The organism is Pectinatus haikarae (assembly GCF_050916305.1).
Lineage (GTDB): Bacteria > Bacillota > Negativicutes > Selenomonadales > Selenomonadaceae > Pectinatus > Pectinatus haikarae.
Map to the genome: position 1 here is coordinate 2,876,833 of NZ_CP116940.1, position 15,663 is coordinate 2,892,495.

Here is a 15,663-nt window from a genome sequence, read left to right on the forward strand (position 1 = left end):
CGATTCTCTTTTATGAGAAGATTCATCATAGGATAAAAAACAAAGGAGAAAGAATTTTATGACAGACAAAAAGATTCGACAGATAGCAATATATGGAAAAGGCGGCATAGGCAAATCGACTACCACGCAGAATTTGACTGCCGGCCTTGCTGAACAGGGAAGACAAGTCATGGTCGTTGGCTGCGATCCGAAAGCGGATTCAACCCGCCTTTTACTTGGGGGACTCGCCCAAAAAACAGTTTTGGACACGCTAAGAGAAAAAGGACAGGATTTTGATCTTAACAGCATTGTAAAAGTGGGATTCAAGGGAATACGCTGCGTGGAATCGGGAGGTCCTGAACCGGGTGTAGGCTGCGCAGGACGCGGCATCATAACATCGATAGGTTTGCTGGAAAGAATGGGCGCATACACTGAAGATCTGGATTATGTATTTTATGATGTTCTGGGTGATGTCGTATGCGGCGGATTCGCCATGCCGATCCGTGAGGGCAAGGCAAAGGAAATATATATCGTAGCCAGCGGAGAAATGATGTCGCTTTATGCCGCCAATAATATTTCCAAGGGCATACAACGCTATGCCCTTAAAGGAGGCGTCAGGCTCGGAGGTATAATATGCAACAGTCGCAATGTGGACAGGGAAATAGAGCTGCTCAGAGCATTTGCCCGGGAACTTGGAACGCAGCTGATTCATTTTGTACCGCGCGACAATATAGTACAGCATGCCGAAATAAGGCGCAAAACTGTTATTGAATATAATCCAGAAGCAAAACAAGCGGAAGAATACAGAGAACTGGCTTCCGAAATAGAGGAAAACAAATTATTTGTAATACCAAAGCCAATGGAACCAGATGATCTTGAAAAGATTTTGATGGAATATGGTCTGTATGACAATATTGAAAGCAATTATGCTATTTGATCTTGCAAGTAAATTTTTTTGAATAGGAGAGAATAAAAATCATGTCAGGGAAATGTTGTTTTATGGAAAATTGTATTTGTAAATTAAAAACGAGTACATTGCGGCTTCTTGCCGATAGACAGCTATAGAGAGATGTCTGTCATCGGCTTTCAGGAAAAAGAGGCGGGTAATGTCTAAACTTACCATGCCTTATTTTTTTTGGCTTCAAACATAAGATATATGATATGCAGTGTATTAATATGTAAGATATTAAATTATGTGCGGACATTGAAAAGTAATCTATTGTATATGTGTCAACTAAATTAAGGGAGCATTTACGGTGAAAGGAATTATAGGAAGGATCAATTATCATTTTATTGATATATCGGGGATATTGATTTTTTTGTTGCTATGGGAAATTTTGCCGCGTGCGGGCATTATTGACGGTCAGTTTATTCCGCCTCTCTCAGAGGTGATCGCGGCAATTGCCAGACTTTTTATCGCCGAGCACCTGATGCTGCATATTGCAGCAAGTCTGCAGAGAGTATTTATCGGTGTTATTTTAGCAGTGATTTTGGCTGTTCCTCTGGGATTCTCACTGGCAGCTTTTAAAAAAGCTGCTGCTTTTTTACAGCCGCTTTTGAAAATAGGCAGTCAGATCAATGCTTTTGCTTTATTTCCGATCTTTATTTTACTGTTTGGCATAGGTGAAACAGCAAAAATAAGCATTATCTTTTGCGCTGCTTTTTGGCCTGTATTATTCACCACTTTGGCGGGAGTGAGACAAATCGATCCCTTATATGTAAAAAGTGCCAGATCGATGGGTGCAGGACGGCTGACGATCTTTAAAGAAATCATCCTGCCCGGGACAGCCTCGTCTATCTTTACCGGCATCCACAGCGGCACCACGCATGCTTTCCTGATGCTGATTGCCGCCGAAATGATCGGTGCCAAGGCCGGTCTGGGATGGATCATCCTCAATTCGACGGCAAACAGTTTAATGCCGCGTTTGTTTGCAGCCGGCATTATCATTGCCCTGTTGGGAATGTTTCTGAGTTATTTTATTCACTGGCTCGAAAAAACTATAGTCTATTGGCAGGAAGATGCCATTTAAATTTTGGCAAAATGGTGAGGAGGCAGTTTTATGCAAACCATAGTGAAAGAGTTTTCTGTTCAAAAGGATCGTCCGTTGAAAATCAGGTTTTTAGGAACAGCAGTAAAAAAATTCATTGCTGCCAATATTTCTATCGCAGCATTTTTTGTTATCTGGGAAATTTTTGTGGATACAGGAGTACTTAAGGACACATTTGTAGCTGCTCCGTCGATGATAGCGGTCACTATAGTACAGCTGCTGGAAAACGGTACACTTTTAGGGCACATTGGCATCAGCTTGTTCCGGGCTATAGGCGGTTTTATTCTCGCGGCAGTGATCGCCATTCCTCTGGGATTTTTTTTGGGCGGTTCATTTCATATGTTCCGGCGGGCAGTTACTCCATTGGTCCGTTTGCTTAGCGCAGCTAATCCATTCGCGCTGCTGCCTGTGTTCATTCTGTTGTTTGGGATCGGTGAAATATCAAAGATAGCCATTATCTTCTGGGTATGCCTGTGGCCGATTTTACTCAATACTATCACGGGCATACAGAATGTGGACCGTCTGTTGGTAAAATCAGCCCGTTCGATGGGTATGCAGGGGACGGCCCTTTTTTTTAAAGTGATTTTACCGGCAGCAGCGGCACCCATTTTTCACGGTCTTAAAATGGGCTGCGGAACAGCTTTTTTTATGCTGATCGCTGCGGAAATGATCGGAGCAAGCACCGGTTTGGGATGGATGGTCTGGAACGCTCAGATAAATTATCAGATTCCTAAGCTGTTCGCCGTAACATTCATCATTTCTGTGCTTGGTCTGCTTTTGAATTATTTATTTGCCAGAATAGAACGAAATATTCTTTCATGGCAAACAGAATCACCGGAATATTAATTTAAATAATAAATAGAAAATGTATTGAATTAAAAGAGAAGGGATTGCGATAATGAGCACGCAAAGAGGATTAAAAAAATTTCTGGCCGGTATAATCGGTGTGGCAGTTATCGGTGCTGTATTTTACGGCGCAAGTCACAGCGATCAGGCTCAGAGCGGCGGTCAATCCGCTGCCGCAAGCAGTGACGGTCTGTTTCCGATAAAGACATGGTCCCAGACCGACTGCTCATCGACACCATGGGTCGTAGCTGACCAAAAGGGCTTTTTTGCCGAGGAAGGGCTTAAGGTGGTTTATACCGGCGATACTCAGCCGGCACAGCAAATTCCCTCCGTTATAAACGGTGATAACGATGTCGGCGGCGGTACGCATCCCAATACTCTTGCCGTGGCTATTAACGGCGGAGCAAAAATCAAGGCCGTAGTCGCCGGAGGTATAGATCCTGCCCCCGATCTTGATCCCAAGCTGCGCCACATGGCATGGTATGTGACTCCGGAAAGCGGCATAAAATCATTCAAGGATTTGAATAACATTCAGGGAAAAGTTAAATTTTCCACAATAACGACCAATATCTGCGCCGATTTTTTGGCTAATAATATCGCCGACAGAAACAATGTATCGCGCGATAAAATCGAATGGGTATCAATGCCTGACATTCAGGCAGTACAGTCCGTAAAACAGGGACTGGTCACTGTAGCCGGAGTTCATCCTCCATACTACAAATCCATGGAGGATGCCGGCATGATAAAGATCGCCGACAGCTTTGATGCCGGCCTTGGTCCTGAAGCCGGAGTATCATATTATTACTTCAGCGAAGATTTCATTAAACAGCATCCCGACGTAGTCAAAAAATTTTCCAAGGCAATGGTCAAGGCTGAAAAATGGTCCAATGATAATCCCGAAGAAGCGCGATTATTGACTGAAAACTGGATACATGTTCCGGTCTCGGCAACGCATTATTATTATACCAGCACTGACTTAAACCCGCGCCTGATCGATCCGTGGATCAAAGATTTGGAAAATAATAAAGTGATCCCTGCCGGTAAGATCAAAGCAGAGGATCTGCTGGCACTGAATCTGGTACAGTAACCGAATTATGAATTGACAAACCTGCCTAATGACAGAAAGCAGATGATATTCTGGCTGATTTTAAATAAGTAAAAACCATATTGATTAGCAGGAGAGGGACTTGTGATAATGAGTACGAGAAGAGGATTAAAAAAGTTCATAGCGGGTATAATCGGCGTGGCAGTTATCGGTGCGGTATTTTACGGGGCAAGTCACAGCGATCAGGCCCAGAGCGGAGGGCAGGTTTTGGCAGCAAGCAGCGACGGTCTGTATCCGATAAGAACGTGGAATCAGACAAACTGCTCGTCGACACCGTGGATAGTGGCCGATCAAAAAGGTTTTTTTGCCGAGGAAGGCCTTAAGGTAGTTTATACGGGCGATACCCAGCCGGCACAGCAAATTCCCTCTGTAATAAACGGTGATAATGACGTCGGTGGTGGCAATATGCCCAATACTCTCGCCGTGGCCATTAACGGCGGCGCAAAAATAAAGGGTGTTGTGGCTGGTACCACAGATCCTGCCCCTGAGCTTGATCCCCGGCTGCGCCATATGACATGGTACGTAACTCCAGAAAGCGGCATAAAATCATTCAAGGATTTGAATAATATTCAGGGAAAAGTCAAATTTTCCACAATAACGACCAATACCTGCGCCGATTTTCTGGCTAACAATATCGCCGACAAAAGCGGTGTTCCGCGCGATAAAATTGAATGGGCGACAATGCCCGATATACAGGCAGTACAGGCAGTAAAACAGGGACTGGTCACTGTGGCCGGTGTTCATCCTCCCTACTATAAATCCATGGAGGATGCCGGCATGGTAAAGATCGCCGACAGTTTTGATGCCGGTCTTGGACCGGAAGCAGGAATATCACTTTTTTATTTCAAGGAAGATTTCATTAACCAGCATCCCGACGTAGTTAAAAAATTTTCCCGGGCAATAGTCAAAGCTGAAAAATGGTCGAATGACAATCCGGAAGAAGCACGGTTATTGACCGAAAACTGGATACATGTCCCGGTTTCGGCGACGCATTATTATTACGCCAACCCCAATATAAATCCGCGCATGTTTGATACATGGATCAAGGACTTGGAAGATAACAAGGTGATTCCTGCCGGCAAGCTCAAAGCGGAGGATCTGCTGGCACTCAATGTGGCGCAGTAACTGAATTTATAAATTGGGAAGACTGCTCAATTGCAGAAGGGGTGATTATATTATGACTGATTTTACCGATGATACCGTTGCTGTACATGACGAAACAGAAAAAATCGTTGCTGTCAATATAAACAAAATATATAAAGTAAGACAGAAAGACAGCGAAAAGCTAACAGAATTTCAGGCTCTGAAAAATATAAATCTGACAGTGAAAAAAGAAGAATTTCTTGTTATTGTAGGACCAAGCGGCTGCGGTAAATCAACTTTTCTGGATATGGTCGCTGGTCTCGCACACCCGACATCGGGTGAAATATACATGGATGAAAAGCTGATTACGGGTCCCGCTCTGGACCGGGGAATTGTATTGCAGGGATACGCTTTATTTCCCTGGCGGAGTATACGGAAAAATGTGGAATTTGGTCTGGAAATAAAAAAGATACCAAGAAAGGAACGGACTGAGATCAGTCAGCGATTTATTGATCTTGTCAATCTGCATGGATTTGAAGACCGTTATCCTCACGAACTGTCCGGTGGTATGAAACAGCGGGTAGCAATTGCCAGAGCGCTGGCTTATGATCCTGAAGTGCTGCTGATGGACGAACCGTTTGCAGCTGTCGACGCACAGACCAGAGAGTCTTTGCAGGAAGAACTGCTGCGCATCTGGGAAAAAACAAAAAAAACCATTATTTTTATTACCCACAGCATCGATGAAGCGATATTTTTAGCTGACAGAGTTGTGGTGATGTCGGCTGATCCCGGAGAAATAAAGGAAACGATAAATATTGAGCTTCCTCGTCCGCGTGATGGAATCAGAGCGTCAGCCGAATTTGGCAGACTGCGGCAAAAAATATGGCAGCTGCTGCAAAACGGACATGCTGATACAGAAGAACTGCGGCAAAGCGACAATTTAAACGACAGGGCTGTATAAAAAAATTATGAGGAACAACGCGGTGAAGCAGCAAAATAAAATCAAACTGGAAAATATAGCTGCAAGAAGTTCTGGTATCCTATTATTTTTTCTTTTGTGGGAACTGTCTGCCCGTTTTCATCTGATCGACACGCAGTTCCTGCCGCCTATATCAGTCATACTGAATGAGCTGATACATTTGCTGATCAGCGGAGAACTTCTGCATAATTTACTGATCAGTCTGTGGCGGATAATATGCAGTCTGCTGCTGGCGGCGATCATCGGCATACCGCTGGGAATACTGCTGCAGGGTTGGTTTCCGCGGCTTGCCAGAGATATGGATTCTTTTTTCCGTCTATTGAGTCATGTGAATCCTTTTTCTCTGTCACCGTTATTCCTGGTGTTGTTCGGTGTGGGTGAAATACAGAAATTAGCTGTAATTTCCATTGTTGCATTGTGGCCGATTCTTTTTCATACAATTACCGGTGTGCGTTCTATCGAACCGGCAATCATAAAAACTGCCCGGTCCATGAAAACACCAGCTTCAGTCATGTCTGTCAAAATACTGCTCCCGGCAGCCCTACCGACAATTATGACGGGACTGAGGATAAGCACTCAATTATCAGTATTTATGCTGACAGGAGTAGAAATGCTGGATGCACGTACGGGCCTTGGTGCTTTGGTCCACGGCAGCGCAATGTCATTTGATATTCCTCGTTTGTATGCCGGCGGTGTACTGATTATTTTACTGGGAATTGCCTTGATACAGCTTCTGGCATTATTGGAAAAACAGACGCAATTGCGCTATGAGCAAATAAATCAATATTCTGATGCAGCCAGTGTCAAAAACGGACTGCACGGATATTATATACCGTTGATAGCAGGCGCTCTCTGCAGCATCATTATTTTTGGCGGCCAGCTTGTGCGGCAGACTGCCGTAATGCCGGAAATGGACCATAATATGGTACACGGCAGCGGTACGAGCCACCACATGAACGCAGACAACAGTGCTCACGGCAGTATGGACCATCACCATATGGACATGGAGCAAAATGATGCATCATACGATGTTATGCTGCATCCGCCTGACGGAGGTCCATGGCCTCCGTCATCTGCCCACAAACATATGGATAAGGCTGACCAGGGTGCCGATATGACTCAAAAGGATGCATCCGGCAGTCAAAGTGACGGTACAGTTCACATGGATACGGCCGATAACACGACTGATGACGGTATGCAACATCACGCTATGCATATGAATAATAGTCAGCAGACAAATGCGGATAATAATAATCAAGGCAGCAGCACTGACCATCATCAGCAGCACCATATGGATGAATAAAATGATGCCATCCTGATAAATAAAGACAACTGTCATATAAAGCAGCTATGGGCTGGACGGATGAAATTCACAAGAGGAGTCACGCAGATGAATAATATGTGGAAATATTTTGAAGGAAAAATAGTTATTCTTTTTTTTATATTTGCCTGGGAAATAATCGGCAGAAGCGGTTTAATCAATCCCTTGTTTCTGCCTCCTTTTTCCAAAGTGATGGTAACTCTGTGGGAATTACTGCTTGCAGGCAATTTTTCCGCTAATATACTGATCAGCCTGCAAAGAGCAGTGCTGGGTTTTATACTTGGAACAGTAATCGCCATACCTCTTGGATTTTTCTTATCTGCATGCCCGTACAGGCTCCAGCTGGCTCTTCGGCCGCTGTTCAGAGCAGCCGAGCAAGCCAATCCGTTCATTTTATTTCATGTAGTTATTCTATTCGCAGGCATTGGGGAACCTGCCAAAACGGTCATTATAGTATGGGTATGTCTATGGCCGATATTGTTCAGTATCTGCGACGGCATCAAAAATACTGACAGCGGCATGCTTAAAATTGGCACTTCATTTGGTCTGAGCCGTTGGCAGCTGTTTACCAAAATTACTGTTCCTGCCGTACTTCCGTCTATTTTTACAGGACTGCGCATCAGTTCAGGATATTCTTTTTTTCTGTTAGTAGTCATAGAAATGATGGGATCGAATTCAGGACTTGGCTGGTTTATTCTGTCCAGCCAGGAAAATTACAATATCAACTGGATCTATGCCGGTGCAGTAACAATTGCCATTTTAGCCGTTTTAATAGATCTTATTTTAAAATCAATTGAGGGGAAGCTGCTTGCAGGGCGATATCCGACAGCTGCCGATTAGGATTGTTGCATTGGAATTGTTAATGGGAGTGATCAGCAAATGAGTATTTATAAAGATACGGCGGAGGTCGAAATCAGGGAGAGAAGGCTTGACGCCATTCTTTCTTATCGGGGAGACGCCAAGACCCTCAACATACAGTCAAAGGAAAGAAAAGTCAGCTGCCCCGGCAGTTTTTACAGTCAATGCAGCCAATGCGCTGAAGGCTGCGCGGAAACAATAACCTATCATGTTATTGATGCCGCAGTGATCAGTCATGCACCGATCGGCTGCAGCGTTGGGGTGTCACCGCGGCATATTTTGGGACGTGCGGTGTCAAAGAACCGCGGTCTTCCTGAACATAAGGTCCAAATGATCAGCAGCAATATTAATGAAGAAGACACTGTTTACGGCGCTTCAAAAAAATTGCTTGCAGCAATATACGAAGCTGACAAACGGTTTAAACCAAGAACGATTTTTTTACAGGCATCCTGTGCTTCCGGCATCATCGGTGAAGATATGGAAAGCATTGCCAAACAGGCAGAGGAAAAACTGCATTATCCGGTTGTCCCCGTCTATTGCGAGGGTTTTAAATCTAATATATGGTCTACCGGTTTTGATGCCGCTTTTCACGCAGTTTTACGCAAACTGGTGAGGCCGGCGCAAAAGAAGCAGCGTGATCTGGTGAATATCTTCAATTTTGCCGGTTCAGACACATTTATACCTTTTCTGCATAAGCTTGGCCTGCAGGTAAACTACTTAATACCCATGGCTACTCTGGAGCAGATCGCTTCTCTGACGGAAGCTGCATGCACGGCGCATATCTGTGAGACGCTGGCTACATATGTAGCTGCGGCACTAGAGGAACAATACGGTGTTCCTGAAGTGAAAGTACCGCCTCCATTCGGTATCGACTGGACTGACGAATGGATAAGGGAAATCGCCAGGTATACCGATCGTGCGGAACTGGCAGAGCAGGTAATCATCCAGGAACATGAACGGATACAGCCAGAGCTGGAAAAACTCAGAGAACAATTAAAAGGAAAGACTGTTTATATAATGTCCGGAGATGCTTTTGCGCACAATCTAGCCAATATCGCCAAAGACTTGAATCTGAATGTCATAGGGTTGAGCACGTTGCATCATGATTTGCATTTTGAAACAAAAGAACAGGCAAATTCACTGGAAGCCTTAATTAAAAGTGCCGGCAATATAGAAAATGTCAGGGTCTGCAATAAACAACCGTACCGTATTATAAAGGTGCTGCAGGATATAAAACCGGATGTATTGTTAGTGCGCCATCCCAACCTTGCTCCAATCGGCATGAAATTGGGAATACCGACTTTGAGCGAGGGCGACGGAAACTACAGTATCGGCTATGACGGCGTGCTGAAATTTGGCCGCCGTTTGCTGGAACTGCTGACTGCAAAAAAATTATTCGTCAATATTGCGGCTCATGCCAGACTGCCGTACAGCAGCTGGTGGAAAGAAAATAGTGTTGATGCCTTTGACGATAATACACAGGACAATGAGCAAAGTATCGTCATATAAGTATATGAAACAAAATGATGCCCGATACGATGATGTTATCTGCAGCAATATTGGTTTGCACAGAAACGATAAGTATAGCAACAGGAGTGGTTATGTGTGAGTGTTTACAAGGATACGGCCGAGGTCGAAGTCAGGGAAAGACGGCTTGATGCAATCCTTTCTTATAAAGGAGATGCTAAAACCCTCAATGTACAGTCGAAAAAAAGAAAAGTAAACTGCCCGGAGAGCTCTTACAGCCAGTGCAGTCAATGCTCGGAAGGCTGTGCAGAAGGACTTATATGCCACATCATTGATGCTGCAGTGATCAGCCACGCACCGATCGGCTGCAGCTTGGGAGCATCATCCCGGCATATTGTGGGACGCGCGGTGTCAAAGAGCCGCGGTCTGCCGGAACATAAAGTACAGATGATATGCAGCAACATTAATGAAGAAGACACTGTTTATGGTGCTTCCAAAAAATTATTCACCGCAATATATGAAGCCGACAGGCGTTTTAAGCCAAGAGTGATCTTTCTTCAGTCGTCATGTGCATCCGGTATTATCGGTGAGGATATGGAAAGCATTGCCAGGCAGGCTGAGGAAAAGCTGCATTATCCGGTCGTTCCCGTCTACTGCGAGGGCTTTAAGTCCACTATATGGTCCACCGGTTTTGATGCCGCTTTTCATGCGGTTTTGCGCAGACTAGTGAAACCGGCGCAAAAAAAACAGAATGACATGGTCAATATATTCAACTTTACCGGATCAAATACATTTATTCCTTTGCTGCATAAACTCGGTCTGCGGGTGAACTATTTGCTGCCTATGGCTACTCTGGAGCAGATTGCATCTGTTACGGAGGCAGCCTGTACAGCGCATATCTGTGAAACACTGGCCACATATGTGGCTGCAGCGCTGGAAGAACAGTACAGTGTTCCTGAAGTAAAAGTACAGCCTCCGTTCGGTATTGACTGGACCGATGAATGGGTAAGGGAAATTGCCAGATATACCGATCGTGCCAAACTGGCGGAGCAGTTAATCGTTCAGGAGCATAAACGGATACAGCCGGAGCTGGAAAAACTCAGAGAACTATTAAAAGGCAAGACTGTTTATGTAATGTCGGGAGATGCTTTTGCACACAATCTGGCCAATATCGCTAAGGATCTGGATCTGAATGTGATCGGGCTGAGTACACTGCATCATGATTTGCATTTTGAGACAAAAGAGCAGATAAATTCACTGGAGGCACTGATTGAAAGTGTCGGCAATATAAAAGATGTCAGAGTCTGCAATAAACAGCCGTACCGCATTATAAAGGTATTGCAGCGCATCAGTCCGGATGTGCTGATAGTGCGCCATCCCAATCTTGCACCTATGGGCATGAAATTGGGTATTCCGACTTTAAGCGAGGGTGATGCCAATTTCAGTATCGGCTATGACGGTGTGCTGAAATTCGGCAGACGGCTGCTGGATCTGATAACTGCCGAAAAATTGTTCGGCAATATCGCAAAACATGCCAGACTGCCGTATAACAGCCGTTGGCGTGAAAATGATGTTGATGATGTTCTTAATAATAGGATGCTAGGCGGTGAATTATGAGCGAAATAATTGAACAACCACGTTATGGCTGTGCTTTGAGTGCACAGCAGACAGTACTGGCCATCCCGCGTGCTCTGCCTATCATTCATGCTGGACCGGGCTGTGCGTCAAAAGCCTTTTCCTTTGCAGCCACCGGTGCCGGTTTTCAGGGTGAAGGCTACGGCGGCGGATCACATATTTCCTCTACCAATACAGGTGAATCAGAGGTTATTTTCGGCGGCGAACCGAGTCTGGAGAAAGAAATAAAAGGCGCTCTAAAAATTCTGGACGGAGATCTGTTTGTTGTATTGTCCGGCTGCACCTCCGATATAGTAGGTGATGATTCTATATCCGTAGCCGAAAGATTTGCTGCCCAGGGGTATCCGGTGGTAGGGACGGAAACTGCCGGTTTTAAAGGCAGCAGTTATTATGGCCATGAAATAGTTGTAAAATCCATCATTGAGCAATTTATCGGTGATGTAAAACCGCAGGTACGGCATGGACTGGTAAATGTTTTTGCTGTAGTGCCTTTTCAAGATCCCTTTTGGCGAGGCGATCTGGAAGAAATCAAACGCATATTAACCAATATAGGCTTGGAAGTAAATATTTTATTTGGTAATGGCTCGGCGGGAATCAGCGAATGGCGTGACATTCCCAATGCGCAGTTTAATCTGTTGATTTCACCGTCAACCGGCACGGAAATAGCAGAGCTTTTAGAAGCGAAATATCAGACACCTTATCTGCAATATCCGATCCTGCCTGTAGGCGGCGTTGAAACCAGTCGTTTTTTACGGGAAGTAGCGGCTTTTGCCGGGCTTTCTTCTCTGCCCGTTGAAAAAGCAATAGAAAAAGAAGAGCGGCGTTTTTACGATTATTTTGTTGCTGTATCAGATTTTATCGGTGAATATTGGAATAACCTGCCGGTCGATCTTTATGCTGTCGGCGACAGTATTTATGCACCGGGAGTAAGTTCCTTTTTGGTTAATGAACTGGGACTTGTCCCCAGGGGAGTTTATGTAACTGATGAACCGCAGCCGGCCTGGCAATCTGTTATAACGGAGACATTAGCCGCACGCGACAGCAGACTGGCAGCTGTACTGAAGTTTGAAAATGATGGAGGAGCTATTGAAATGGATATACGGGAAAAAGACAAAAATGCCGGAAAATCAATCATTTTAGGAAGTTCATGGGAAAAATTCCTTGCAGTGGACGTAGACAGTCTTTATGCATATCTCAGCCTGCCGCTTGATGAAATAGTTATCTTAAACCATTCATACATGGGTTACAGCGGAGGGCTGCGTCTCATCGAAGAAGTATATTCTGCTGTGTTCAAGCGCAAAACGGCAACATCGAGATCTATCGTCTGAGATGCAAAACACAAAGGGTGCTGACAGCAGGGAAATCATTCATTGTGAAGCTATTTTCCTGCTTGTCACACTCGCTTGTGCTTATTACCGAGGAAACTCTGACTAAAATAAATATGGGATACATCTTTCTGCCGTATATTCCAGATCAATCAGCAGTTTCTCACATTCGGAGGAATAATTTTATTATGGAAAAGCTAAGACCGTGGCTGCCGCTGTTTTCTATATTGCTGGCATCATTTTTAGATATTTGGCTGCCCGATTCATCTTTGCACACGCCTACAAAGGCAAAGTATTTTTTATGGTTCAACATTATTTTAGGAATATTTTTTACCGCCGGTGCCATACGTACAATTTTTTGGAGAAACAAAGGGAAAAACTTTATCACACAGGCTCCATTTTATGCGGCAGTGATTTTTCTGCTGAATATATTTAATCTAGTTTCCAAAAAATATGCTTTGCTGCCGGTTATATTTTTTCCGTCGCTGGACAGAGTTTTTTCTGTTATTGTCGAAGACAGTTTTTTTCTGGCTTCCTGTCTTGCATCCTCGGCACAGCTGCTTTTTGCCGGATTTGCCATCGGCGCTGCTGCCGGAATATTAACAGGAATAGCTGTCGGCTTCAATAAAGTTTTATCATACTGGATCAATCCATTGATACGCGCCATCGGGCCCATGCCCCCGACAGCATGGATACCGATAGTACTGGTAGTGTTTCCAACGACATTTTCAGGCAGTGTTTTTTTGATTGCCCTGTCCGTTTGGTTTCCCACGACAATAATGACAGCCGGCGGCATTCAAAACATACCGAATGTTTATTTTGAAGTAGCCAGTACCTTGGGTGCGGGTAAATATTATCAAATATTGAAAGTGGGTATTCCCGCAGCTATGCCGCAAATGTTTTTAGGAATATTCAACGGGGCTGGTATATCCTTCGTGACCCTTATGACCGCTGAACTTCTTGGTGTAAAAAACGGTATTGGCTGGTACATAAACTGGCAGAAAGATATGATGGCTTATGCCAACGTGTATGCGGGCCTCATCATTATAGCAGTCAGTTTTTATCTCTTGGTAATGCTGCTGTTTAAGGTGCGCGACCGCGTTCTGGTATGGCAAAAAGGAGTCATAAAATGGTAGGAGCCGTAAATATAAATTCAGTAACCAAAAAATTTGCAGCCGATGACGGCAGTGAGATCACGGCTTTAAACGGTATAGACTTGAAAGTGAGAGCCGGTGAATTTATCTCCCTGATAGGTCCCTCAGGCTGCGGGAAATCAACTTTGCTGCGTCTTATAGCCGGATTAAGCAAACCTACCGAAGGTACTCTTTTTATTGATGAAAGTGAAATCAAGGGTACATCTTATGAACGTGGTCTTGTATTTCAAAATGCCATGCTCTTCCCCTGGCTCAACATATATGACAATATTGCTTTCGGCCTCAAAGCAAGAAAAGTCTACCGCAGCAGCAAAGACCGGGTAAAATCATTCATCAGCATGGTCTCTCTGGACGGATTTGAAAAATCATTTCCGCATCAGCTGTCCGGAGGCATGATTCAGAGAGCGGGGCTGGCCCGGGTGCTGATAAACGATCCCAAGGTGCTCCTGCTCGACGAACCGCTGGGAGCTCTCGACGCATTCACGCGCATGAATTTGCAGGATGAACTTATCCGTATCTGGAAAAAGGAAAAAATGACCATGATATTGGTTACTCACGATGTTGATGAGGCGGTATATCTGTCTGACAGAATAGTGGTCATGACCCCTCGTCCCGCCAAGATAGAAAAAATCATTGATGTCAATCTTTCTTATCCGCGGGCCCGCAGCGGATCTGAATTTCTTTATCTTCGCACTCAAATATTGAAAATATTGAACTACGCCGGAAAAACCGAGGAACCCGGTTATTATATATGACTCATATTCAAATATTGCAAGGGGAATAAATACAATGAAAAAACTCATATTATTTATGCTGCTGGTGCTGATGCTACTTTCTATAGCCGGCTGCGGCACACAAGATAAAAATACTGCGGAAGGAAATGGACCCGCACCGGAAAATGCCGATGATAAGAATTTCGTTTTAAAAGTCGGCTACAGCGGCTCGCTTTGTGAAGCACCGCTGCATATGGCAATAGAAAAAGGCTTTTTTGCCGAAGAAGGTTTGACTGTGGATGCTGTAAAGCTTGCACCGGGAACGGCTTTTGAAAGCATCAGTTCCGGAAAAACCGATGCGGGTTTCAATTTGCTGGCCAATCTGGTCCAGCCGTTATCGAACGGGCTTCCCGTTAAGCTTACGGCAGGTCTCCATACCGGCTGCGACAAAGTTCTGGTGCCCAATAACGGCAAAATAAAAACCATCGAAGACCTCAAGGGGAAAAAGATAGGTGTGCCAAGCCTTAACAGCAGTCCTATAATATTTGCCAAACGCGTTTTGGCTGCGCACGGCATAGGTGTAACGGAAAAGAATATGGAAGTTGAATTTGTCGTATTCAGCAACAGCGAATTGCCTCTTGCCCTGGAAAAAGGCGCTGTCGATGCAATAGCTGCCAATGACCCTGTTGCCAGCATAGCTGCTGACCAATACGGCCTGAATATGCTGGCCGATTCCGCTATGGATGCTCCTTATAAAGATCAATACTGCTGCACAGCTTATGTAAGCAATAAATTAATTGCGGAACATCCTGAAGCCGCCGCAAAATATACTCGGGCAATGATGAAGGCCAGCCGCTGGATACAGGCTAATCCCGACGAAACTGCCAAATTGCAGGTAGAAAAAAAATATGTAGCGGGTGATGCCGAAAAGAACGCTGCAATACTAAAAACTTTTAAATATACTCCATCCGTGCAGAAAGCTTATGATTCTTTCAGTATAGTGGCAAAGGAACTGCAGGATATCGGTATGCTGGATAAAAATACAGATATAAATACATTGCAGAAAAACAGTTTTCAATTTTTTGATGATGTCAAGGATGAATAATATAAATTACACAGGACAAGCACAAACAAAATAAAACAGTGAGGG

14 protein-coding genes are annotated in these 15,663 nt (G+C 44.5%); all 14 read left to right on the forward strand.

Annotation, left to right across the window (positions count from 1 at the left end; genetic code table 11):
- The first annotated feature begins 73 nt into the window (after window positions 1–73).
- The 14 genes from nifH (at window position 74) to NXG61_RS13895 (ending at window position 15,618) form a co-directional block, all read left to right on the forward strand.
- Window positions 74–916, forward strand: a complete 843-nt coding sequence (nifH, locus tag NXG61_RS13830; protein ID WP_307224854.1) for a nitrogenase iron protein — start codon at window positions 74–76, stop codon at window positions 914–916.
- A 319-nt stretch (window positions 917–1,235) separates the two neighbouring features.
- Window positions 1,236–2,009, forward strand: a complete 774-nt coding sequence (locus NXG61_RS13835) for an ABC transporter permease (protein WP_307224818.1) — start codon at window positions 1,236–1,238, stop codon at window positions 2,007–2,009.
- A gap of 30 nt (window positions 2,010–2,039) precedes the next feature.
- Window positions 2,040–2,873, forward strand: a complete 834-nt coding sequence (locus NXG61_RS13840) for an ABC transporter permease (RefSeq protein ID WP_307224820.1) — start codon at window positions 2,040–2,042, stop codon at window positions 2,871–2,873.
- Between the two features lie 52 nt (window positions 2,874–2,925).
- The gene (locus NXG61_RS13845; RefSeq protein ID WP_307224822.1) at window positions 2,926–3,960 is read left to right on the forward strand and encodes an ABC transporter substrate-binding protein; all 1,035 of its coding nucleotides are present in this window, start codon (window positions 2,926–2,928) and stop codon (window positions 3,958–3,960) included.
- Between the two features lie 108 nt (window positions 3,961–4,068).
- A complete protein-coding gene (locus NXG61_RS13850) occupies window positions 4,069–5,103 on the forward strand; it encodes an ABC transporter substrate-binding protein (protein ID WP_307224824.1) in 1,035 nt (344 codons plus the stop codon).
- 52 nt (window positions 5,104–5,155) lie between these two features.
- Window positions 5,156–6,022 carry an ABC transporter ATP-binding protein gene (locus tag NXG61_RS13855; RefSeq protein ID WP_307224826.1) on the forward strand — a complete coding sequence of 289 codons (867 nt, stop codon included), beginning with the start codon at window positions 5,156–5,158 and terminating at the stop codon, window positions 6,020–6,022.
- A gap of 22 nt (window positions 6,023–6,044) precedes the next feature.
- Window positions 6,045–7,343 carry an ABC transporter permease gene (locus tag NXG61_RS13860; protein WP_307224827.1) on the forward strand — a complete coding sequence of 433 codons (1,299 nt, stop codon included), beginning with the start codon at window positions 6,045–6,047 and terminating at the stop codon, window positions 7,341–7,343.
- Between the two features lie 87 nt (window positions 7,344–7,430).
- Complete coding sequence (locus tag NXG61_RS13865) at window positions 7,431–8,201, forward strand: ABC transporter permease (protein ID WP_307224829.1); 771 nt, start codon at window positions 7,431–7,433, stop codon at window positions 8,199–8,201.
- Between the two features lie 39 nt (window positions 8,202–8,240).
- Entirely contained in the window at window positions 8,241–9,728 is a 1,488-nt protein-coding gene (locus tag NXG61_RS13870; protein WP_196605537.1) for a nitrogenase component 1, read from the forward strand.
- Between the two features lie 96 nt (window positions 9,729–9,824).
- A complete protein-coding gene (locus tag NXG61_RS13875) occupies window positions 9,825–11,303 on the forward strand; it encodes a nitrogenase component 1 (protein ID WP_196605538.1) in 1,479 nt (492 codons plus the stop codon).
- Window positions 11,300–12,649: a nitrogenase component 1 gene (locus NXG61_RS13880; protein ID WP_196605539.1), complete on the forward strand. Its 1,350-nt coding sequence runs from the start codon at window positions 11,300–11,302 to the stop codon at window positions 12,647–12,649. Before NXG61_RS13875 ends, NXG61_RS13880 begins: the two co-directional genes overlap by 4 nt.
- Before the next feature lie 185 nt (window positions 12,650–12,834).
- Entirely contained in the window at window positions 12,835–13,782 is a 948-nt protein-coding gene (locus NXG61_RS13885) for an ABC transporter permease (protein ID WP_196605540.1), read from the forward strand.
- Complete coding sequence (locus NXG61_RS13890; protein ID WP_196605541.1) at window positions 13,776–14,555, forward strand: ABC transporter ATP-binding protein; 780 nt, start codon at window positions 13,776–13,778, stop codon at window positions 14,553–14,555. Before NXG61_RS13885 ends, NXG61_RS13890 begins: the two co-directional genes overlap by 7 nt.
- 34 nt (window positions 14,556–14,589) lie before the next feature.
- A complete protein-coding gene (locus tag NXG61_RS13895) occupies window positions 14,590–15,618 on the forward strand; it encodes an ABC transporter substrate-binding protein (RefSeq protein ID WP_307224834.1) in 1,029 nt (342 codons plus the stop codon).
- The last annotated feature ends 45 nt before the right edge of the window (window positions 15,619–15,663 follow it).

Coding starts and splice junctions, on each gene's coding strand:
- NXG61_RS13840 (WP_307224820.1), top strand. CDS start 2,040: ATGCAAACCATAGTGAAAGAGTTTTCTGTTCAAAAGGATCGTCCGTTG.
- NXG61_RS13845 (WP_307224822.1), top strand. CDS start 2,926: ATGAGCACGCAAAGAGGATTAAAAAAATTTCTGGCCGGTATAATCGGT.
- NXG61_RS13850 (WP_307224824.1), top strand. CDS start 4,069: ATGAGTACGAGAAGAGGATTAAAAAAGTTCATAGCGGGTATAATCGGC.
- NXG61_RS13855 (WP_307224826.1), top strand. CDS start 5,156: ATGACTGATTTTACCGATGATACCGTTGCTGTACATGACGAAACAGAA.
- NXG61_RS13865 (WP_307224829.1), top strand. CDS start 7,431: ATGAATAATATGTGGAAATATTTTGAAGGAAAAATAGTTATTCTTTTT.
- NXG61_RS13870 (WP_196605537.1), top strand. CDS start 8,241: ATGAGTATTTATAAAGATACGGCGGAGGTCGAAATCAGGGAGAGAAGG.
- NXG61_RS13880 (WP_196605539.1), top strand. CDS start 11,300: ATGAGCGAAATAATTGAACAACCACGTTATGGCTGTGCTTTGAGTGCA.
- NXG61_RS13885 (WP_196605540.1), top strand. CDS start 12,835: ATGGAAAAGCTAAGACCGTGGCTGCCGCTGTTTTCTATATTGCTGGCA.
- NXG61_RS13890 (WP_196605541.1), top strand. CDS start 13,776: ATGGTAGGAGCCGTAAATATAAATTCAGTAACCAAAAAATTTGCAGCC.
- NXG61_RS13895 (WP_307224834.1), top strand. CDS start 14,590: ATGAAAAAACTCATATTATTTATGCTGCTGGTGCTGATGCTACTTTCT.